Source organism: Falsochrobactrum shanghaiense, from assembly GCF_003149535.1.
Lineage (GTDB): Bacteria > Pseudomonadota > Alphaproteobacteria > Rhizobiales > Rhizobiaceae > Brucella > Brucella shanghaiense.
On record NZ_QGDB01000006.1, the window covers coordinates 122994 to 141337 of the forward strand.

The window sequence follows — 18344 nt, forward strand, 5'->3', positions numbered from 1 at the left end:
CGGACAGAATTGAAAAAGCCGCCCTTGGCAAAAGGGCGGCTTTCTTCTTTCTGGCTGAGTTTATTTGCGGGCCGCAGCCTTGAGAATGGCTGCGCCAAGGGCGGATTTGATCAGCGCGCCCACGAGGAACGGCGTTACGCCGAAAGCGACAGCCTTTTCGATGCCGATCAGGCTCGACAGCCACAAGGCGCCAAGCGTCAGGCAAAGCAGATTGGCAGCGAGGAAGGAGACGAAGGCAAGGCTCACGCGCTGGCCATTCCAGCCGCGCTCGGCCAGATAGCCGGTCATGGCCGCGATGATCGGGAAGGCGGCCAGATAGCCGCCGGTAGCGCCTGCGAAATGATGAATGCCGCCAGCGCCGCCGGCAAGCACCGGCAGGCCGATCATGGCTTGACCAAGCCATGCCAGAACGGTCGCCGTACCCAGCCGCCAGCCATAAAGCGCACCGATCAGCGGCACGATAAGGGTTTGCAGCGTGATGGGAACGGGAATCATCGGAACTTCGACCTGCGAGGTGAGCGCAAGGATCAATGTGCCCAAAACAACCGCCGCAAGGCGAAGCGCGGGCGAACGGGATTCGAGGTTGAGCGGGCTGAAGGACGGGTGCGCCTGGGTGATGCTGGTCATAGGATCCTCAAATTATAGATAAAATGGCGATTCGATCTATATAACTTCCAGAGAAGCAGCGTATTTTGCAAGCAAGAAATTCTACAGCCCGCAAATGCCGGGTTTTGCGAGGCGGGAAGGGCGGGAAACCGGGGGAGGAAATGAAAGTCAGCCGACGATTGCAAACGAATCACGGGTCTTGCCCGATGCCGTCCGGATGGGGCGATGGCCGATCCATTGCACATGGCGAGCAAGGATAGCGGCTGCCTGATCGATGTCATTGCGGCGCAGGGCATCCAGAATGGCGCGATGGTCATGATCGGTGTGCGTTTCCCATTCCGAGCGCCAGGTGGCGAAGAGAAAGCGGGCGCTGGCCGCATGCAGATCATCAATGGCCGCGAGCAGGCGCGGCATGCCGCAGGGTTCGAGAATCAGGCGATGAAAGCGGCGATTGGCTTCTTCCCAGCTTCTGACATCGCGCGACTTGTCGCCTTCGAGCGTCGCCTGTTCTGCGGCGTCCAGCGTGGCGCGGGTTATATGGGCTGCGGCATGGCGCAGGGCCAGCACCTCCAGCGCGGCGCGCATTTCCGCCACTTCGCGGATTTCGCCGATGTCGAAGGAGGCGACGCGGACCCCGCGCCGCGGTTCGGAAACCGCAAGTCCTTGCGCTTCCAAGCGGCGGAAGGCTTCGCGTACGGGGACATGGCTGGTTTCGAACTCGGCTGCGATGTGATCCTGCCGCAGCTTTGCGCCAGGCTCGATCTCGCCCGCGATGATGCGGTCGGCAAGGATGCGGCTGATGCGGGCGGCAATGGTCTCGCTGCCATGCTGGTTTGTGGTCTGGTTCATGTTTTATAGATAATCTATTTAACCGGCTGAGGTCGAGTGCCGTCATTATTATCGACAGAGAAATTGCAAGCCCATGCTTTTGCTGGATGCCCACGCTTTTGCTGGACGCCCATGCTTTTACTGGACGAATGAGGCTCAATTCCCTATAAAGCGGCCATCTGCACGGAGAGCATGGCGGCCCGAACCGTGGCCTGCCCCAATTGGTGAAGCTTCTCCCGTGTATTTCAAACGAACGGAACAGGGGTGCTAATGGCTGGCCATTCACAGTTTAAGAATATCATGCACCGCAAAGGGCGTCAGGATGCTGTGCGGTCGAAAATGTTTTCCAAGCTGGGGCGCGAAATTACCGTTGCCGCCAAGCAGGGTCTGCCTGACCCGGCCATGAACCCGCGCCTGCGTCTGGCTATCCAGAACGCCAAGGCGCAGTCCATGCCCAAGGACAATATCGAGCGCGCCATCAAGAAAGCTGCGGGAAATGACGGCGAAAACTATGATGAAGTGCGTTATGAGGGCCGTGGCCCGGGTGGCGTTTCCGTCATCGTCGAAGCGCTGACGGATAATCGCAACCGTACCGCTTCCAATGTGCGCGCAGCCTTCACCAAGGCTGGCGGTTCGCTCGGTGAAACCGGCTCGGTTTCCTTCATGTTCGATCGTGTCGGTGAAATCATCTACAAGGCCGAAGTCGGCGATGCCGACAAGGTGATGGAAGCGGCGATTGAAGCGGGGGCGGAAGACGTGCAGTCGGGCGAGGAAGAGCATGTCGTCTTCTGCGCCTTCGAGGATATTGGCGAGGTATCCAAGTCGCTTGAAGCGGCACTTGGCGAGGCGGAATCGATCAAGACAGTCTGGAGGCCGCAGACCAATACCGAGCTTGACGAGGAAAAGGCGCGCTCCGTGCTCAAGCTGCTGAACGTGCTCGAGGATGATGACGACGTGCAGAACGTCTACACCAATTTCGAAGTCAGCGATGAAATCATGGAAAAGCTCAGCGCCTGATCTCAAGCGTCGGCCTGAAACAAAAACTCCCGGCTTGTCCGGGAGTTTTTTTATATCGGATGGTTATGGGCAATAAAAAACCCCGCCGAAGCGGGGTCTTTGATCTGCTGCATCTGTTATCAGATGCCGAGATTGCCGAAGCGGTTCTTGAACTTCGAAACGCGGCCGCCGCGATCGACGAGGGTCTGCGAACCGCCGGTCCAGGCCGGATGCGTGGTCGGATCGATGTCGAGGTTCATCGTGTCGCCTTCCTTGCCCCAGGTCGAACGGGTCAAGTACTCGGTGCCATCGGTCATCACGACCTTGATGGTGTGGTAGTCGGGATGGATATTGGCTTTCATCTTCTCAATCCTGAAAATCTGGGAGCGAAAAGCGCAGTTTCTATGTTCGAACCTGTAGCACTTCCGCCCTATGGCAGATATGAAGACGCGTTACTGGCTGGTAACGGCTTCCAAAAGGGTTGGCGTGCCTATACATCAGGCACACGCCAATAACAAGGGCACAAACTCAAGAATGGCGAGCGGAGGCAATCAAATTCGCATGAATCCCGATATTGTCGCAGAGCAGGATCGCAAGCGCCGCTCCCTGAAGCCGCTGAAGCGAATGATACCCTTCCTCGCGCGTTATAAACTGCTCGTCGCAGGCGCGCTGTTCTCACTCGTTTTCGCCGCCGTCACCGCGCTCGCCGTGCCGATGGCCATGCGCGGTGTGATCGATCACGGTTTTTCCGGAACCAATGCCAGCTATATCAATCATTATTTCGGTGCGCTGGTGTTTCTGGCGCTGTTGCTGGGGCTGGCTTCCGGCATGCGCTATTTCTTCGTCATTTCGCTGGGCGAACGGGTGGTGGCAGATTTGCGCAATGCGGTCTTCTCCCATGTGACCAGCCTGTCGCCGGAGTTCTTCGATCGCACGCAATCGGGCGAGATCGTCTCCCGCATTGCCGTTGACACCACGCAGATCAAATCCACGGTGGGGGCGACCACCTCGACCGCCTTGCGCAACATCATTCTTGGTATCGGCGCGCTGATCATGATGGTGGTGACGAGCCCGAAACTGTCGGCGCTGGTGATTGCCGCCATACCGCTGATCATCGCGCCGCTGATTGCTTTCGGCCGCACGGTGCGCCGCCGTTCGCGTACGACGCAGGATATGCTGGCGGAGGCCAATGCCTATGCCAGCGAGCAGATCGGCGCGATGCGCACCCTGCAAGCCTTTACCAATGAAAACATGGTGGTGAGCCATTTCGCGAGCGCTGTCGAAAAGGCCTATCAGGCGGCACGTTCTTCCATCAAGGCGCGGGCGCTTTTGACGGCTTTTGCGATATTTCTCATTTTCGCCAGTATTGTCGCCGTCCTCTGGTTTGGTTCGCGCGACGTGCTTTCCGGCGCGATCACCACCGGTACGCTGGGGCAGTTCGTGCTTTACGCGGTTTTTGTCGCAGGCGCCTTCGGCGCGCTGTCCGATGTAGGCGCCGAGCTTGCGCAGGCTGCTGGCGCGGCGGAACGTCTTGCTGAAATTCTCGATGAAAAGCCGGGGATTTCTGCGCCCGGACATCCGCTCGCCCTGCCGGTTCCGCCGCGCGGCGAAATCACTTTCGACGAGGTCTATTTCTCTTATCCGACGCGGCCGGATGCCCCTTCGCTCAACGGCGTGAGCTTTGTTGTAAAACCGGGAGAGACGCTTGCCATCGTTGGTCCGTCGGGAGCGGGCAAAAGTACGCTGATTGCGCTTGTCATGCGTTATTATGATCCGCAGTCGGGCCGGGTGCTGATGGATGGGGTGGCTTTGCCGGATGCTGATCCCTGTGCAGTGCGCGCGCGCATCTCCATGGTGCCGCAGGAGGTGGCGATTTTCGCAATGAGCATCCGCGAAAATATCGCATTCGGCAAACCGGGGGCGAGCGATGCAGAAATCGAAGCTGCCGCAAAGGCGGCGCTGGCGCATGATTTTATCGTGAAGCTTGCGCAAGGCTACGATACACAGGTGGGCGAGCAGGGAGTAACGCTTTCAGGCGGCCAGCGCCAGCGAATCGCCATTGCCCGCGCGATCCTTCGTGATGCGCCGGTCCTGCTTCTCGATGAGGCGACCTCGGCGCTTGATGCGGAAAGCGAAATGCTGGTGCAGAAGGCGCTGGACGGCCTGATGGCCGAGCGCACGACGCTGGTGGTCGCGCACCGGCTGGCGACCGTGCTGAAAGCGGATCGCATTCTCGTGCTCGATCATGGTCGCATCGTGGAAGAAGGCACGCATCAGAGTCTTGTCGCAAAAGGCGGTATCTATGCCCGCCTCGCCAAGCTCCAGTTTGAAGCTGGCGCGGAGGCTTTTTCTCCCAGAACGGATTCTTTATAGAGCAGGCTTCGACCCGACTGGATCGGACCGGCGCTTATCTTTCGGTCAGCTTGAGTTCGATGCGGCGGTTCCTGGCGCGGGCGTCGGGCGTATCGGATGCGTCGAGGGGCTGATACTCGCCAAAGCCCGCGGCAACGAGGCGATTGGCTGGTACGCCGTTTGCGATCAGATATTTGACCACGGCGGTTGCGCGTGCCGAAGACAGTTCCCAGTTGTCGCGGAAGCGCCCGGAGCCTGAAAGCGGCACATTGTCGGTATGGCCGTCGACGCGCAGCACCCAGTTGATGTCTTCGGGAATCTCCTGGTTGAGCGTGACGACCGCATCGGCCAGTTTTTTCATTTCCTCAAGCCCCGCAGGGTTTAACTCGGAAGAGCCTGTCGGGAAGAGCACTTCCGACTGGAAGACGAATCTATCCCCGACGATGCGGATGTTTTCCTTGTCGGAGAGGATCGCTCTCAACCGACCGAAGAAATCGGAACGATAGCGGTTGAGTTCCTGAACGCGCTGCGCCAGAGCCACATTGAGCCGACGCCCCAGATCGGCAATCTTGGCATTGGATTCGCGATCACGCGATTCCGATGCATCGAGGGCATCCTCCAGTGCCGCGATCTGGCGGCGCAACGCGGAAATCTGCTGGTTGAGCAATTCGACCTGTGAGAGCGCCTGTGCGCTGACCTGTCTTTCCGCGTCGAGGTTTTGCGAAAGCTCGCCCGCCCGCCTTTCCGCAGCCGCACCTGCGCCGCTGCCCTCATTCAACAGCGATTGCAGCCGCGAGCGCTCGCTTTCAGCGCTGAAGAGCGAAGCTTGCAGATTGATGATCGTGTCCTGCAGATCCTGGCTGTTGCCGCGCTCAAGCGAGAGAAGCTGGGTCAGCTCCTGTATCTGGCTGTTGAGCCGCGCCAGCGCGCTGTCCTTGGTGTCGACATCGCGGCTGAGCAGAAATTGAGCCAGTACGAAAACCGTCAGCAGGAACATGACGGCAAGCAGCAGGGTGGTCAGCGCATCGACAAAGCCGGGCCAGTAATCGATATGGCGCTGCGTGCGGCGGTTACGGGCTAGAGCCATGGCAACTACTCCGCGCGGGGGTTGTTGCGCGAGCGTTCATCCAGAGCATCGGAGAGCCGCTCAAGCGTTTGCCGGATTGCCCTTTGTTCCTCCGCCTGCTTCTCGACCCAGTCCCGCATGATCTGCTGCTCGTTGCGCATGCTTTTCACGAGGCCCTGAATACCTTCGGCGAGATTTGCGAGCGCGGCTGTCGTGCGTTGGCTGGAAGCATCTGCGCCATGCAGGTTTTGTAACTTGTCGGCGAGGAAGCGGATGTCATCCGAACTGCCGGTATCGGAAGCAAGATCCGAACCAAGGTCCGTAACCGATGAGAGCCAGTTTTCAAGCTCGGTATAGAAGCGGTTCTGCGCGCGGCCTGATTGCAGATCGAGAAAACCCAGAATGAGCGAGCCGGAAAGGCCGAACAGGGAGGATGAAAATGCTGTGCCCATGCCCGAAAGCGGGGCTTGCAGTCCGGCTTTGAGCGAATCGAGGACGTCGCTGATGTTGCCTGTCCCTGCGTCGAGCGATTGAATGGTGCTGCCGATGGAGCCGACTGTTTCCAGCAGGCCCCAGAAAGTGCCGAGCAGTCCGAGAAACACCAGCAGGCCGATCAGATAGCGCGAGATGTCACGGCTTTCATCAAGGCGGGTGGCGATGGAATCGAGGATCGATCGCATGGATGCAGGCGACAGCGCCATGGATTGCCTCCGTCCCAGAAGCGCGCGCATGGGCGCCAGCAGAACCGGGGGGCGTGAGGACGCATCCGCATCACCGTGGCGGAACGAGTTGACCCAGCGGATTTCCGGCATGAGCCGCAGGACCTGCCCGAAAGTGAGCAGGATGCCCGCGAGCAAAACGCATAATATCAGCCCGTTGAGGCCCGGATTGGTGATGAAGAAGGTGTGTATCTGCCGCATCAGGACCGCAGCCAGAAAGGCCACGATAATGAGAAAGATGACCATGGCCAGAATGACGATCCGCGGACTTGTCAGGCGGTAGGGGTCGTAATGGCCGCTTCCATCCAGTCGTTCCCGCCTCGGATGCCCTCCTGAAAGTCTTTCATCGCTCATGCGTTTCGCTCCATGGATATGCAGAGGAATAACCTGTCGCGGGGGAGCCTATCGCATTCTTTCCGGAAGCGGAATCATTTCAAATAAGAAAATTCTGTGTCGCTGCGGCGGGGTGCGGGCCGGGCGAGAGCCTTATCGCCCGGCTCTTGTTTCAGATCGGCTTTTTGAGCGTCTTGAGAAGCGCGCCGTGAATGGCTTCATTGCCGGCAACGATGCTTTTGGTGGTGAAGATGTCCTGACCGCCATTCTTGTCGGACACAAAACCGCCTGCCTCGCGAATCATCAGCATGCCCGCGCCCATATCCCAGGGGTGCATGCCGTCTTCCCAGAAGCCGTCGAGGCGTCCGCCTGCGACATAGGCAAGATCGAGCGCGACCGCACCCATGCGCCGGATGCCGGCGGTTTCAGCCATGACATTGCGCAGTTCCACGAGATAATGGCCGTGATGCCCGCGCCCCAGATGCGGAATGCCGGTGCCGATCACCGAATCAACGAGCTTGCTGCGCGCGGCAACACGCAGGCGGCGATCATTGAGAAATGCGCCGCCGCCGCGTTCTGCGGTGTAAAGTTCGTCCATGGCCGGATTATAGATGACGCCTGCAACGATCTGCCCCTGGCGCTCAAGGGCGATGGAGACGGCGAAGAGGGGGATGCCATGCAGGAAATTGGTGGTGCCATCGAGAGGATCGACCAGCCAGCGATGCTGTCCGTCCTTCGATTCGACCTCGCCCGATTCTTCCATCAGGAAGCCGAAATCCGGGCGAGCGCGGCTCAGTTCGGTATAGACGATTTTTTCGGCGCGGCGGTCCGCCTGGCTGACATAGTCACCGGGGCCTTTGAGAGAAACCTGAAGATTCTGGACCTCGCCGAAATCGCGCGCAAGGCTGCGCCCGGCCTTGATGGCGGCCTGAACCATGACATTGAGGAGGGCTGAACGAGCCATTGTGATCGTCCTTCAAAACTGAGCAATCTGAGAAAGAACTGTCGCAAAGCCGACAAGACGGCGTTGGACGGCGGCGCCATTTCGCAGCGCCGCAAAGGGAAATATATGCCGCCTCGCAAGTGGGCGGGAGGCCGGATCAGGCGCGGCTGACGTAGGTCAGCTCATTGGTGTCGACGATCACCCGCTCGCCCGATTCGATGAAGGGGGGGACGAGGATGCGGATGCCGTTTTCAAGAACAGCCGGCTTGTAGGAGGAAGCTGCGGTCTGGCCCTTGACGACCGGATCGGCTTCCGTGATTGCCAGCGTCACCTGATCGGGCAGGCGAATGCCGATCGGCTTTTCTTCGTAAAGCTCGACCGTCACCATCATGCCGTCCTGAAGGAAGGCGGAACGGTCGCCGACAAAATCCTTGGCGAGTTCGAGTTGCTCGTAGGATTCGGTATCCATGAAAATCAGCGCTTCGCCCTGTTCGTAGAGGAACGAGAAGTCCTTCTGTTCCAGACGAACGCGCTCGACGGTTTCAGCAGCACGGAAACGCTCGTTGAGCTTGGTGCCGTTGATGAGGTTCTTGAGTTCGACCTGATTGTAGGCGCCGCCCTTGCCGGGCTTGACCGCATTGGTCTTGACCGCGACCCAGAGGCTGCCATCGTGCTCGATGACATTGCCGGGACGGATTTCGTTACCATTGATTTTCATAAGCTTGATCCGGGAATTAATGTAAAACCGTTCACGGTCCGGTGCATCATGAGGGAAAGGCAATCTCCGCTTGCGCATGGCGATTGCGTTCACCTTAACTCGGACCATGATAATTGGGTTTCCAAGACCACAAAACGGCCTTTTACGCAAGCCTATGCAGGCAATGAGTGCGTTCTATGGATAAAAAAACCATCCAAATCTAGCGCATGCGCAGATTACTGGTGGTTTCAAGGGCCTGTTTGAGCTGCTCTTCGGCAAGCCCGTCCATCATGTCATCCAGATCGGGCGCGCGATAGCCAGCCCTTTGGGCAAGAATATACCATGCAGCAGCCTTGACCGTGTCGCCCTCGGTGCCGATACCGTCGCGATAGAGCCGGGCGAGCCATGCCTGGGCGATGACCGTGCCGCGCTGCGCTGCAAGGGTCATCCAGCGAAAGCCCTGCTCATAATCGCGTTCACCGCCGCGACCCTCGACCAGCCAGCGCCCAAGATCGTACTGGGCCGTGTCAAAGCCCTTTTGCGCGGCTTCAATCAGATATTCGCGGGCTTTTTTGTCATCGCGCGGAATTTTAACGGAGCCATTGGCATAAAGCTGGCTCAGCGCGTATTCCGCATCTGGCAGCTTTGCTTCGGCGGCTTTCTCAAACCATGGGAATGCGGCATCGAGCCGTTCCTTTCCAGTGCTTTTCATCAGCAGAATCTGGCCGTAATTGAACTGCGCCATGGCATTGCCGCCTTCTGCGGCCTTCTTCATCAGCTCTTCGGCTTTGGCCGCATCTTTCCTGACATATCTGCCCTGAAGCAAAAGCGCTGCGTAGCGAAACTGCGCTTCGGTGACGCCCTGCTCTGCTGCTTTTGCATACCATTGCGCGGCTTTTTCCTGATCGGCGGGAACGCCGAGACCGCGCGCATATATTTCGGCAACCAGGGTCTGCGATGCCGGGTCGCCCTTTTCGGCCTGCGGCATGGCCAGATTGAAGGCCGTCAGATAAAGGCCGCGCTGATAGGCGCCGAAAGCCTCATCGGCAGGCTTGTCGCCAAAACGGCTGGGATCGATGGCTGGCATCGGGCCGGTCGTGGCGGGCTGGGGCAGCATGACGGGTTTTTCCGCCGGTTTGTCGCCCTTGCTATCCGCGTTTTCATGCGTTGCGGCCGCTTCACCAGCAGCCAGTGCGAGCGGAAGGGATGGCATGAAAATCAGGGCGGCGGTAAGAAGAAATCTGCTCTTCATGAGGGCAAGACGACCTTGTTTGTTCAGTTTTCAAAACGAGGCGCGTGTTCATCGAGCAGCCGGTTGGCTTCCGCGACCGCCTTGGCGGGATCGTCGGCTTCGAAGACGGCACGGCCAAGCGCCACGAAATCTGCGCCGGTAGCGGCTGCGACGATGACGCTTTGCAGCGAATTGCCCGCTTGTGCGATGCTGGGGATTTCAATCATTTCCGACCACCATTGCGCCAGTGCGAGATTGCGCGGATGGGCGTCGGGTTTGGTGTCGGCACCGATCTTGCCGAAGAAAACATAATCGGGCTGGAGTTCACCGATTTCCAACGCGCCGTGACGATCACGCAGATTGCCGGTTCCGACGATCATTTTAGGCGTATGCTTTTCAATAATTTCCGCAAGCGTGGCGGCGTTGCCTTCGATGTGGACGCCATCCGCGCCGACACGTCCTGCAATGCGCGTATCGTTGAGAATGATGGCGGCGGCATCTGCTTTCTGAATGACGGGAACGGCCTTTTGCAGGGATGCCTGAAAGCTTGCCTCATCAAGATCGCCGGAATCGAGGATCACGCTTGTGACATCGCCCCCTGAAAGGGCCGCTGTCAGAAGGGCAGCCAGCGCGTCGGCATCGGCAAGCGGCGGGGCCACCAGCAGGATACGGCAACGGTCGATTTGATTTGTGGCGGAGGACGCGTTCATGGGGCTGACCTAGCGAAAGATATTGATGGAATTCGGGCATAAAGTAAGTGACCGGCATTTAACAGTCCTTTTGCACCCAGGGAGCGGAAGAGCGCCCGATACTGGCATTATGTTTTAGCATGGAACGAAAGTTGATCGGAACCAACCGCGTTCAGCCTGATTTAACAGCTATACAGGCGACAATGAAGGCTGCCGTCAGGGCGGCGGATAAAACGAACAGCAGGCAGGCGAAATGACGATTGAAATGGCAAGAATGGCACCGCAGGGGCGGGATACACGCATCGATGTTTTCCGTGCATTGGCCTTGCTGACCATTTTCATCAATCACGTTCCCGGAACGATTTACGAGCATTTCACGCATAAGAATCTGGGCTTTTCGGACTCGGCCGAGGCTTTCGTGCTGATTTCCGGCATGGCCGTGGCGCTGGCCTATGGCAGCAAATTCGCGCCGGGCAACCGTCTGCTGCTGACGTTGAAGATGTGGCGGCGCGCCGGTGTTCTCTACACAGCCCATATCATGACGACGCTGGCCACGATCGGCATTTTTGCGGCTGCGGCCATTTTCCTCAAACATGGCGAGCTGCTTGCGCAGATCAATATCGGGCCGCTGGTCGAGCAGCCGGCGGAGGCCCTGCTGGGGCTGGTCACACTCGGCCATCAGCTTGGCTATAATAACATCCTGTCCATGTATGCGGTCGTGCTTGTGATGACGCCGCTGATGCTTGTGCTGGCGCGTATCAACCTGTCCCTGATGCTGGCTGTATCGGGCGCGATCTGGCTGCTGTCGGGGCTTTATCGCTTTGCGCCGATCAACTATCCGACGCAGGGCGTATGGTTCCTCAATCCCTTCTCATGGCAGTTCCTGTTTGCCATCGGTATTGCCGGCACAATGCATGTGCGCCGTGGCGGCAAGCTGTTTTCGCATCCGGCACTGATTACGCTCGCGGTCGCCTATCTGGTGCTGTCGCTTGCCTGGGTGCGCATTCCGCTCTGGGGGATCGATGCGTCGATGGGCATGCCCGCCGTTCTTACCGGCTTCGACAAGACATTCCTGTCTGCGCCGCGCCTGCTGCATGTGCTGGCGATGGCCTATCTGATTGCTGTCGTGCCGACCCTCAACAGCATTGCGCGTACCTCGCCGCATAATCCGCTGGCCATTATGGGCAAGCATTCCCTGCCGGTCTTCATTGCCGGCACCTTGCTGGCCATGGTGGCGCAGGTGATGAAACTCATCAATCCCGGCGGTTTGCCTTACGATACGCTGCTTATGGCGACGGGTATCGTGATGCAGTTTGCCCTGGCCTATTATCTTGAATGGCTGCCGAGCATCGGCTGGGGCAGGAAGCCTGCCGCAAAGCCTGCACCGGCGACGGTTGCCGCAACCGCCAAGCCTGCGGTCGCAAAGGTTTCCAATCAGGTGCTGCCGCAACTGTGAGCGGATTAACCCTTTATTAATCCTAATCGCTTTAAATGGTTTACATCCAGTTTGGCTGGATTCTTACCGAGTGGTTTAGCCACTCTGTTTGACGCCTCCCTGTTAAACTCCTGAGAGCCGCCCTTGCGGCTCTTTTTTTTGCCTGAACGTCTAAACAGCCGTGAAATATTAACCGAACGTTAAACATAAACTTGCGCGACCGTGCATGAAGGTGCAGTTTGTGGTGGACTCATCTCGTGGGGCTATTTCGTCTCGCCGCTCTGCGTGGTCGAACAGAGGCTCGATGAATATTCCGGAACCGCATCGTGTGGATTCGGGCAGTGAATTGGCCGCGCGGAGCGGTCATGCAAGGTGGCAGGGCAGTGATTAGCGAACAGGGACAAATGCCGGGCAATATGGTCAGGCTCGCCGAGCATATGGTGTTCTCGGACTCCTTCAAGCCGATTTACAGTGAAGGCATGGACATGGTCGAGGAGGCTGCAAGCTATCTCGACGGTGAGGGGCGCGACAATGCGCGCAATCTCCCACGGGTCGCCGCCACGCTCTATGCCGCCGAATCAATGCGCCTGACCACACGTCTCATGCAGGTCGCCTCCTGGCTCCTGTTGCAGCGTGCAGCCCGTAATGGTGAAATGAGCCAGCAGCAGATCGCCGCTGAAAAGGCCAAGATCCGGCTCGATACGCCTTCCGCGGGCGTGGATGCAGCCGGATGGAACGAGCTGCCTTCCGGCTTTATCGAACTGATCGGGCGTTCGCTCAATTTGCAGGCGCGCGTGCGCCATATGGATCGCAGCGTCTATGGCGAAATCGTTTCGCTGCGTGATCAATCCGCCGGCAATCCTGTTTCCGAGCAGATCGTGTTGCTGCGCACCGCCTTCGGAGCGTCATAGGCATATCGTCCCCACGGTTGGGGATTGCGATGCTTATGTTTCTCTTTTGTTCACTTTTTTGGTGTCAAGTGAATCCGTCTGGGATAGGGTTCGCTCATGAAAGAAACGATTCGCATCATTGGTATTGATCCGGGCCTGCGCCGCACCGGCTGGGGTATTGTCGAATCGCTGGGTAATTCGCTGCATTTCATCGCGTCGGGCACCGTCACCTCGAATGCCGGGATGGACCTCGCCTCGCGGCTCTGCCAGTTGCATGAGGGACTTGCGCAAGTGCTGCATGATCACATGCCGCATGAGGCAGCCGTCGAACACACATTCGTCAATAAGGATGCGACTGCGACCTTGAAGCTGGGGCAGGCGCGCGGCATTGCGCTGCTGGCACCGGCGCAGGCGGGGCTTGCGGTTGCCGAATATGCGCCCAATGCGGTCAAGAAAGCGGTGATCGGCGTTGGCCATGGCGAAAAGCAGCAGATTCATATGATGGTGAAGGTATTGATGCCGCGTGCTACGTTCGACACAAGCGATGCCGCCGATGCGCTGGCCATCGCCATCTGCCATGCCCATCATCGGCAGAGCATTGTGAGCGCGCGGCGCATGCAGGCCTTGTTGGCGGGGTGAGGGGGCGAAATGATCGGTAAACTCAAGGGCGTGATCGACGAGATCGCAGAGGATCATGTCATTATCGACATACATGGCGTCGGCTATGTCGCTTTTTGTTCGGCGCGCACGCTGGGCAATCTGGGCGGCGTGGGCGAGGCCGCGATCCTGTTCATCGAAACCTATGTGCGTGAGGATGCGATCCGCCTTTACGGTTTTGCCTCCCAGCTTGAACGCGAATGGTTCCGCCTGCTGCAGAATGTGCAGGGGGTGGGAGCCAAGGTTGCGCTTGCCGTACTTGGAACCCTGTCTCCTTCCGAACTTGCCAATGCGATTGCATTGCGCGATATGGCCATGCTTTCGCGCGCTCCCGGCGTCGGCAAGCGGGTGGCGGAGCGTCTTGTCACCGAGTTGAAAAACAAGGCGCCAGCCTTTGCGGGCGAGGCCAGCGGCACGATCGGGCTTAAACAGGAGCTTGGCGCAGGTGCGGCCCCCGCGCCGGTGGCGGATGCAGTTTCGGCATTGGCCAATCTTGGCTATTCGCGCGACCAGGCCGCCAATGCAGTGGCAGCGGCCATGAGGGATGCGGGTGAGGGGGCCGATTCGGCAAAGCTCATTCGGCTGGGATTGAAGGAATTGTCGCGGTGAGACGCTTGCCTGAAAGCCAGCTCCATGCGAGGAAAACGCCATGAGCGACCGTAATCCTCTCATAGATGCCGACAAGCGTGGAGAAGACGCCGACACGACATTGCGTCCGCAAACGCTGGACGATTTTGTCGGGCAGGCGGCGGCGCGCGCCAATCTCAAGGTCTTCATCGAGGCGGCGAAGGTGCGTAGGGAAGCGCTTGATCATGTGCTGTTTGTCGGCCCGCCCGGCCTTGGCAAGACGACGCTGGCGCAGATCATGGCCAAGGAACTCGGCGTCAATTTCCGTTCCACCTCCGGCCCCGTCATCGCCAAGGCGGGGGATCTTGCGGCGCTGCTCACCAATCTCGAAGAGCGCGACGTGCTGTTCATCGACGAGATTCATCGGCTCAGCCCGGCGGTCGAGGAAATTCTCTATCCGGCGATGGAGGATTTTCAACTCGATCTCATCATCGGCGAGGGACCGGCGGCGCGCTCGGTGAAGATCGATCTCGCCAAATTCACGCTGGTTGCCGCAACCACGCGGCTTGGCCTTCTGACCACGCCCTTGCGCGACCGTTTCGGCATTCCGGTGCGGCTCAATTTCTATACGGTCGAAGAACTCGAATATATCGTGCGGCGCGGCGCGCGCATCATGCAGATGGGCATTTCGGAGGATGGTGCGCTGGAAGTCGCGCGCCGCTCACGCGGGACGCCGCGTATTGCAGGACGCCTGTTGCGCCGCGTGCGCGATTTTGCGCTGGTCGCGGGAGCCGATGTCATCGACCGCAAGATCGCCGATGAGGCTTTGTCGCGGCTGGAGGTCGATCATCGCGGATTTGATCAGCTCGACCGGCGCTATCTCGATATGATCGCGCGCAATTTCGGCGGCGGGCCTGTCGGCATCGAAACGATTGCCGCAGGGCTGTCGGAACCGCGCGACGCGATTGAGGATATTATTGAGCCTTATCTTATCCAGCAGGGCTTTTTGCAGCGCACGCCACGCGGGCGCGTGCTCACCACAATAGCATGGCAGCATATGGGGCTTGCAGCGCCTGCCGAAATCACCCGGCAGTCGCAGTTCGGCCTCTTCATGGAAGAAGAATGACTGACAAGAAAGATCAGGCACTAAGCGAATCTGTTTCCGGCGAGTTGAAGGACGGCGGCCACCGGCTGCTGGCGCGCATTTATTATGCCGATACGGATTTTTCGGGCTTTGTCTATCATGGCCGCTATCTTGAATTTTTCGAGCGCGGACGCACGGATTTTCTGCGGCTTCAGGGCGTGCACCATATAGAACTTGCCGATGGCGTGCATGGCGAGGAAATGGTCTGGGTCGTGCGCCGCATGGAGATCGATTACAGATCGCCAGCCAGAATGGATGACCTGATCCTGATTGAAACGCGGGTCGATGAAATTCGCGGCGCGCGGGTCATCATGGCGCAGAAGATCAGCTGTCAGGAGCGTTTGCTTTGTGAGGCGAAGGTTGAGGCGGTGATGATTACAAAGCAAGGCCATCCGCGCCGTATTCCCGATGAATGGCGCGCGGCCTTCATCCAAGGCCGCAGCGCCTGATCCTTCCAGATTTTTCGCGATCCGCAATGTTGCGGGGGCAATTTTGCTTTTCCTGAGCAAATGCTAACGCATCTTTAACCATAATATTCCATGAATCATACTGACGGAATCGGTTGAGAGGCGGGCTAGAGGCGCAGCGCCTTCCTTTCACCAAAATTAACCGTAACAAGCCATGGGGATTTAATCTGAAATCCGGCATTGGCGGTTACGGCACGGGATAGAGGCATATTCTGCGGATATGCAAATCCCTCAATTGAAGCTGCGCGGCGTTCGGTTTCGGGCGCTTTGTAAAAGATTTGCGAAGCCGCCCGGTCAAGAGGCCGGGCGTTTGGATTCAAAATAGAAGGCAGGAGTTGCCCGGCGGTCCGGGAGAGGCTCCAGAACGGTGGATTGATGGAAAATGTTGCCTTAGCGGCTCCCGCCGCCGATGTTACCCTCTGGGGCCTGTTCATGCAGGCGAACTGGGTGGTGAAGCTGGTCATGCTCGGCCTGCTCGTCGCTTCGGTGTGGACCTGGGCTATCATCGTGGACAAGACGATTGCCTATGGGCGTGCGAAGCGGGCGCTGGACCGCTTCGAGCAGATTTTCTGGTCGGGGCAATCGCTGGAAGAGCTTTACCGCAATCTGAATGAGCGGCGCACGACAGGCATGGCTTCGCTTTTCATGGCCGCGATGCGCGAATGGAAGAAATCTTTTGAAAAAGGCGCGCGTTCGCCGATTGCGCTGCAAATGCGCATCGACAAGGCCATGGATGTGGCGCTTGCGCGTGAAAGCGACAGGCTGGAATCGCGCCTTGGCTTTCTGGCGACAATCGGCTCGGCTGCGCCCTTTATCGGCCTTTTTGGCACGGTCGTGGGCATCATGACCGCGTTTCAGGCGATTGCGGCTTCCAAGAACACCAATCTGGCCGTGGTGGCTCCGGGTATCGCGGAAGCTCTGCTTGCAACGGCGATCGGCCTTCTTGCCGCAATTCCGGCAGTTATCGCCTATAACAAGCTGTCAGGCGACGCGGGCAAGATCACGGGGCGGCTCGAAGGTTTTGCAGACGAGTTCTCTGCCATACTGTCGCGCCAAATTGATGAGAAGCTGACGCCGCGTAATTGAGCGGGCGCTTTTTAGCACGTAATTCAAGCCTTCAGGAATGTTGCAATGGGCATGTCGGCAGGAAATCAGGGAATGTCAGGCGGACGTCGCAGACGCGGTCGCAGGAAGGCATTGATGAGTGAGATCAACGTTACGCCATTCGTGGACGTGATGCTGGTGCTGCTCATCATTTTCATGGTTTCCGCGCCGCTTCTGACGGTCGGCGTACCGATAGACCTGCCCGATACGCAAGCCCAGGCCATGAATGCCGATACGCAGCCGATCACGATTTCGGTCAATAATGAAGGCAAGGTCTATCTTCAGGAAACGGAAGTTCCCGTCGATGAAGTGGTGCCGAAGCTTCAGGCCATCGCCAAGACCGGCTATGAAGAACGAATTTTCGTGCGCGGCGACAAGGCCGCCGATTATGGCACCGTCATGAAGGTCATGGCACGTATTTCCGCAGCCGGTTTCAAGAATATCGGCCTTGTGACCCTCCAGGAGCAGGATAGCTGACGCCATCATGAAGGCTGGCCTGACATCTTCCGTAGCGTTGCATACCGTCGCCATTGCGCTGGGACTATTCTCGTTTTCTGCACCGAAAGCGTTCGACGTGCAGGATTCGGAATCGTTCCCGGTCGATATTGTGCCGATTGAATCGATCACGCAGATCCAGCAGGGCGAAAAGACCGCGCCGATAAGCGAGAAGGCCGCGCCAAAGCCGACGACAAGGCCGGAGCCGGTTGCCGATGCGGAAAATGTCGGCGATCAGCAGATCGACACCAAAGCGCCGCCGCGCCCGGAAAACAAGCCTAAGCCTGTGGAAGCTGCGGAAGAGCCGAAGGCGCAACCGGAGCCGGTGAAAAAGCCGGAACCAGTGCCGGAACCTGAACCCGACCCGGCGCCTGCGCAAAAACCCGAACCGGTGCCAGCGACGGAAGTGCAGGCAAAGCCTGAACCCAAACAGGAAGTAACGCCCGATCCGGTGGCGCAAGCCATTGAAAAACAGGCCGAAGCGCCCGAGCCGGACATGCCCAAGCTTCCCGATAATGTGCCCGCGCCGCAGGCAAAGCCCAAGCCGCCGCAGGCACAGACCGCCAAGACGCCGGACCGCAAGCCTGCGGAAGAGCAGAAAAAAACGGCAAGTGCTTCACAGACCAGTCAGTCCAAGAATGATGCGATCGCCGATGAGGTGGCCGCTCTTTTGAACAGGGAGAAGGCATCGGGCGGCGGTGCGAAACGCTCTACGGATCAGGCATCGCTCGGCGGCAGAAGGACGACGGGCGGCTCCACGCTCAGCCAGAGCGAGATGGACGCACTGCGCGGCGCGATCTCGAAATGCTGGAACGTTCCCGCCGGTGTGGCGGATGCGCCGGGGCTGGTCGTGACGGTCAAGATGCGGCTGACGGAAGCGGGCGAAATTCAGGGGGCGCCACAGGTGACGTCGGGTGGTGGTGATTCCGGGGTGGAGAGAGCGGCTGCGGAAAGCGCCAAGCGCGCGGTGCTGCGCTGCGCGCCTTACAATCTGCCGCGCGACAAATATGATTCATGGTCGGAAGTGATCGTCAACTTCGACCCAAGCAATATGTTTTGATCAGCCTTGCTGGTCATTTTCAACGAATGCCTGATGAGGCTAAGGACAAAGAGGTCCATGAAGAG

The 18344-nt window shown here is 58.7% G+C and carries 21 protein-coding genes; 11 read left to right on the top strand and 10 right to left on the bottom strand.

Features of this window, described 5'->3' with window-relative positions:
- Positions 1 to 60: 60 nt before the first annotated feature.
- Both DKP76_RS15325 and DKP76_RS15330 read right to left on the bottom strand, forming a co-directional pair.
- Positions 61 to 627, bottom strand: coding sequence for a biotin transporter BioY (locus DKP76_RS15325; protein WP_109707668.1), 567 nt, complete (start codon positions 625 to 627; stop codon positions 61 to 63).
- A 147-nt stretch (positions 628 to 774) separates the two neighbouring features.
- The gene (locus DKP76_RS15330; protein ID WP_109707669.1) at positions 775 to 1455 is read right to left on the bottom strand and encodes a GntR family transcriptional regulator; all 681 of its coding nucleotides are present in this window, start codon (positions 1453 to 1455) and stop codon (positions 775 to 777) included.
- Between the two features lie 249 nt (positions 1456 to 1704).
- On the opposite strand from DKP76_RS15330, the gene DKP76_RS15335 reads away from it, so the two are divergent.
- A complete protein-coding gene (locus DKP76_RS15335) occupies positions 1705 to 2451 on the top strand; it encodes a YebC/PmpR family DNA-binding transcriptional regulator (protein ID WP_109707670.1) in 747 nt (248 codons plus the stop codon).
- A 119-nt stretch (positions 2452 to 2570) separates the two neighbouring features.
- Here DKP76_RS15335 and rpmE read toward each other — a convergent pair whose 3' ends face one another.
- Positions 2571 to 2792 (bottom strand): 50S ribosomal protein L31, encoded by a 222-nt coding sequence (gene rpmE / locus DKP76_RS15340; RefSeq protein WP_109707671.1) that lies wholly within the window; start codon positions 2790 to 2792, stop codon positions 2571 to 2573.
- 172 nt (positions 2793 to 2964) lie between these two features.
- On the opposite strand from rpmE, the gene DKP76_RS15345 reads away from it, so the two are divergent.
- Positions 2965 to 4803, top strand: a complete 1839-nt coding sequence (locus DKP76_RS15345; protein ID WP_425349414.1) for an ABC transporter transmembrane domain-containing protein — start codon at positions 2965 to 2967, stop codon at positions 4801 to 4803.
- Positions 4804 to 4837: 34 nt separating this feature from the next.
- Here DKP76_RS15345 and DKP76_RS15350 read toward each other — a convergent pair whose 3' ends face one another.
- The 6 genes from DKP76_RS15350 to DKP76_RS15375 all read right to left on the bottom strand — a co-directional run bounded on the left by DKP76_RS15350 (position 4838) and on the right by DKP76_RS15375 (position 10481).
- Positions 4838 to 5869 (bottom strand): peptidoglycan -binding protein, encoded by a 1032-nt coding sequence (locus tag DKP76_RS15350; RefSeq protein ID WP_109707673.1) that lies wholly within the window; start codon positions 5867 to 5869, stop codon positions 4838 to 4840.
- Positions 5870 to 5874: 5 nt separating this feature from the next.
- Positions 5875 to 6921, bottom strand: coding sequence for a MotA/TolQ/ExbB proton channel family protein (locus DKP76_RS15355; RefSeq protein WP_109707674.1), 1047 nt, complete (start codon positions 6919 to 6921; stop codon positions 5875 to 5877).
- 151 nt (positions 6922 to 7072) lie between these two features.
- Entirely contained in the window at positions 7073 to 7864 is a 792-nt protein-coding gene (locus DKP76_RS15360; RefSeq protein ID WP_109707675.1) for an inositol monophosphatase family protein, read from the bottom strand.
- A 136-nt stretch (positions 7865 to 8000) separates the two neighbouring features.
- Complete coding sequence (efp, locus tag DKP76_RS15365; RefSeq protein WP_109707739.1) at positions 8001 to 8561, bottom strand: elongation factor P; 561 nt, start codon at positions 8559 to 8561, stop codon at positions 8001 to 8003.
- Positions 8562 to 8760: 199 nt separating this feature from the next.
- Positions 8761 to 9792: a tetratricopeptide repeat protein gene (locus DKP76_RS15370; protein WP_109707676.1), complete on the bottom strand. Its 1032-nt coding sequence runs from the start codon at positions 9790 to 9792 to the stop codon at positions 8761 to 8763.
- 23 nt (positions 9793 to 9815) lie between these two features.
- Positions 9816 to 10481 (bottom strand): thiamine phosphate synthase, encoded by a 666-nt coding sequence (locus tag DKP76_RS15375; RefSeq protein ID WP_109707677.1) that lies wholly within the window; start codon positions 10479 to 10481, stop codon positions 9816 to 9818.
- A 232-nt stretch (positions 10482 to 10713) separates the two neighbouring features.
- Here DKP76_RS15375 and DKP76_RS15380 point away from each other — a divergent pair, with 232 nt between their 5' ends.
- The 6 genes from DKP76_RS15380 to ybgC all read left to right on the top strand — a co-directional run bounded on the left by DKP76_RS15380 (position 10714) and on the right by ybgC (position 15602).
- Positions 10714 to 11916: an OpgC family protein gene (locus DKP76_RS15380; RefSeq protein ID WP_109707678.1), complete on the top strand. Its 1203-nt coding sequence runs from the start codon at positions 10714 to 10716 to the stop codon at positions 11914 to 11916.
- A 383-nt stretch (positions 11917 to 12299) separates the two neighbouring features.
- Complete coding sequence (gene rcdA, locus DKP76_RS15385; protein ID WP_109707679.1) at positions 12300 to 12806, top strand: protease adaptor protein RcdA; 507 nt, start codon at positions 12300 to 12302, stop codon at positions 12804 to 12806.
- 96 nt (positions 12807 to 12902) lie between these two features.
- Positions 12903 to 13424: a crossover junction endodeoxyribonuclease RuvC gene (ruvC, locus tag DKP76_RS15390; protein ID WP_109707680.1), complete on the top strand. Its 522-nt coding sequence runs from the start codon at positions 12903 to 12905 to the stop codon at positions 13422 to 13424.
- A 9-nt stretch (positions 13425 to 13433) separates the two neighbouring features.
- On the top strand, positions 13434 to 14051 hold the full coding sequence (ruvA, locus tag DKP76_RS15395; protein ID WP_109707681.1) for a Holliday junction branch migration protein RuvA: 618 nt from the start codon (positions 13434 to 13436) through the stop codon (positions 14049 to 14051).
- A gap of 40 nt (positions 14052 to 14091) precedes the next feature.
- Positions 14092 to 15135 carry a Holliday junction branch migration DNA helicase RuvB gene (gene ruvB, locus DKP76_RS15400; protein WP_109707682.1) on the top strand — a complete coding sequence of 348 codons (1044 nt, stop codon included), beginning with the start codon at positions 14092 to 14094 and terminating at the stop codon, positions 15133 to 15135.
- Positions 15132 to 15602, top strand: a complete 471-nt coding sequence (gene ybgC, locus DKP76_RS15405; RefSeq protein ID WP_109707683.1) for a tol-pal system-associated acyl-CoA thioesterase — start codon at positions 15132 to 15134, stop codon at positions 15600 to 15602. The genes ruvB and ybgC overlap by 4 nt, the downstream gene beginning before the upstream one ends.
- Before the next feature lie 125 nt (positions 15603 to 15727).
- On the opposite strand, the gene DKP76_RS19430 is transcribed toward ybgC, so the two are convergent.
- On the bottom strand, positions 15728 to 16084 hold the full coding sequence (locus DKP76_RS19430; protein ID WP_199224826.1) for a hypothetical protein: 357 nt from the start codon (positions 16082 to 16084) through the stop codon (positions 15728 to 15730).
- On the opposite strand from DKP76_RS19430, the gene tolQ reads away from it, so the two are divergent.
- Genes tolQ through DKP76_RS15425 form a run of 3 tightly spaced genes read left to right on the top strand, consistent with a single transcriptional unit; the run spans position 15996 to position 18279 of the window.
- The gene (gene tolQ, locus DKP76_RS15415) at positions 15996 to 16706 is read left to right on the top strand and encodes a protein TolQ (protein ID WP_109707685.1); all 711 of its coding nucleotides are present in this window, start codon (positions 15996 to 15998) and stop codon (positions 16704 to 16706) included. The two genes, DKP76_RS19430 and tolQ, sit on opposite strands and share 89 nt — an antisense overlap.
- Positions 16707 to 16751: 45 nt before the next feature.
- Complete coding sequence (gene tolR, locus DKP76_RS15420; RefSeq protein ID WP_109707686.1) at positions 16752 to 17201, top strand: protein TolR; 450 nt, start codon at positions 16752 to 16754, stop codon at positions 17199 to 17201.
- A 7-nt stretch (positions 17202 to 17208) separates the two neighbouring features.
- A complete protein-coding gene (locus tag DKP76_RS15425) occupies positions 17209 to 18279 on the top strand; it encodes a cell envelope integrity TolA family protein (RefSeq protein WP_109707687.1) in 1071 nt (356 codons plus the stop codon).
- Positions 18280 to 18344: the final 65 nt, after the last annotated feature.

Coding starts and splice junctions, on each gene's coding strand:
- DKP76_RS15325 (WP_109707668.1), bottom strand. CDS start 627: ATGACCAGCATCACCCAGGCGCACCCGTCCTTCAGCCCGCTCAACCTC.
- DKP76_RS15330 (WP_109707669.1), bottom strand. CDS start 1,455: ATGAACCAGACCACAAACCAGCATGGCAGCGAGACCATTGCCGCCCGC.
- DKP76_RS15335 (WP_109707670.1), top strand. CDS start 1,705: ATGGCTGGCCATTCACAGTTTAAGAATATCATGCACCGCAAAGGGCGT.
- rpmE (WP_109707671.1), bottom strand. CDS start 2,792: ATGAAAGCCAATATCCATCCCGACTACCACACCATCAAGGTCGTGATG.
- DKP76_RS15345 (WP_425349414.1), top strand. CDS start 2,965: ATGGCGAGCGGAGGCAATCAAATTCGCATGAATCCCGATATTGTCGCA.
- DKP76_RS15350 (WP_109707673.1), bottom strand. CDS start 5,869: ATGGCTCTAGCCCGTAACCGCCGCACGCAGCGCCATATCGATTACTGG.
- DKP76_RS15355 (WP_109707674.1), bottom strand. CDS start 6,921: ATGAGCGATGAAAGACTTTCAGGAGGGCATCCGAGGCGGGAACGACTG.
- DKP76_RS15360 (WP_109707675.1), bottom strand. CDS start 7,864: ATGGCTCGTTCAGCCCTCCTCAATGTCATGGTTCAGGCCGCCATCAAG.
- efp (WP_109707739.1), bottom strand. CDS start 8,561: ATGAAAATCAATGGTAACGAAATCCGTCCCGGCAATGTCATCGAGCAC.
- DKP76_RS15370 (WP_109707676.1), bottom strand. CDS start 9,792: ATGAAGAGCAGATTTCTTCTTACCGCCGCCCTGATTTTCATGCCATCC.
- DKP76_RS15375 (WP_109707677.1), bottom strand. CDS start 10,481: ATGAACGCGTCCTCCGCCACAAATCAAATCGACCGTTGCCGTATCCTG.
- DKP76_RS15380 (WP_109707678.1), top strand. CDS start 10,714: ATGACGATTGAAATGGCAAGAATGGCACCGCAGGGGCGGGATACACGC.
- rcdA (WP_109707679.1), top strand. CDS start 12,300: ATGCCGGGCAATATGGTCAGGCTCGCCGAGCATATGGTGTTCTCGGAC.
- ruvC (WP_109707680.1), top strand. CDS start 12,903: ATGAAAGAAACGATTCGCATCATTGGTATTGATCCGGGCCTGCGCCGC.
- ruvA (WP_109707681.1), top strand. CDS start 13,434: ATGATCGGTAAACTCAAGGGCGTGATCGACGAGATCGCAGAGGATCAT.
- ruvB (WP_109707682.1), top strand. CDS start 14,092: ATGAGCGACCGTAATCCTCTCATAGATGCCGACAAGCGTGGAGAAGAC.
- ybgC (WP_109707683.1), top strand. CDS start 15,132: ATGACTGACAAGAAAGATCAGGCACTAAGCGAATCTGTTTCCGGCGAG.
- tolQ (WP_109707685.1), top strand. CDS start 15,996: ATGGAAAATGTTGCCTTAGCGGCTCCCGCCGCCGATGTTACCCTCTGG.
- DKP76_RS19430 (WP_199224826.1), bottom strand. CDS start 16,084: ATGACCAGCTTCACCACCCAGTTCGCCTGCATGAACAGGCCCCAGAGG.
- tolR (WP_109707686.1), top strand. CDS start 16,752: ATGGGCATGTCGGCAGGAAATCAGGGAATGTCAGGCGGACGTCGCAGA.
- DKP76_RS15425 (WP_109707687.1), top strand. CDS start 17,209: ATGAAGGCTGGCCTGACATCTTCCGTAGCGTTGCATACCGTCGCCATT.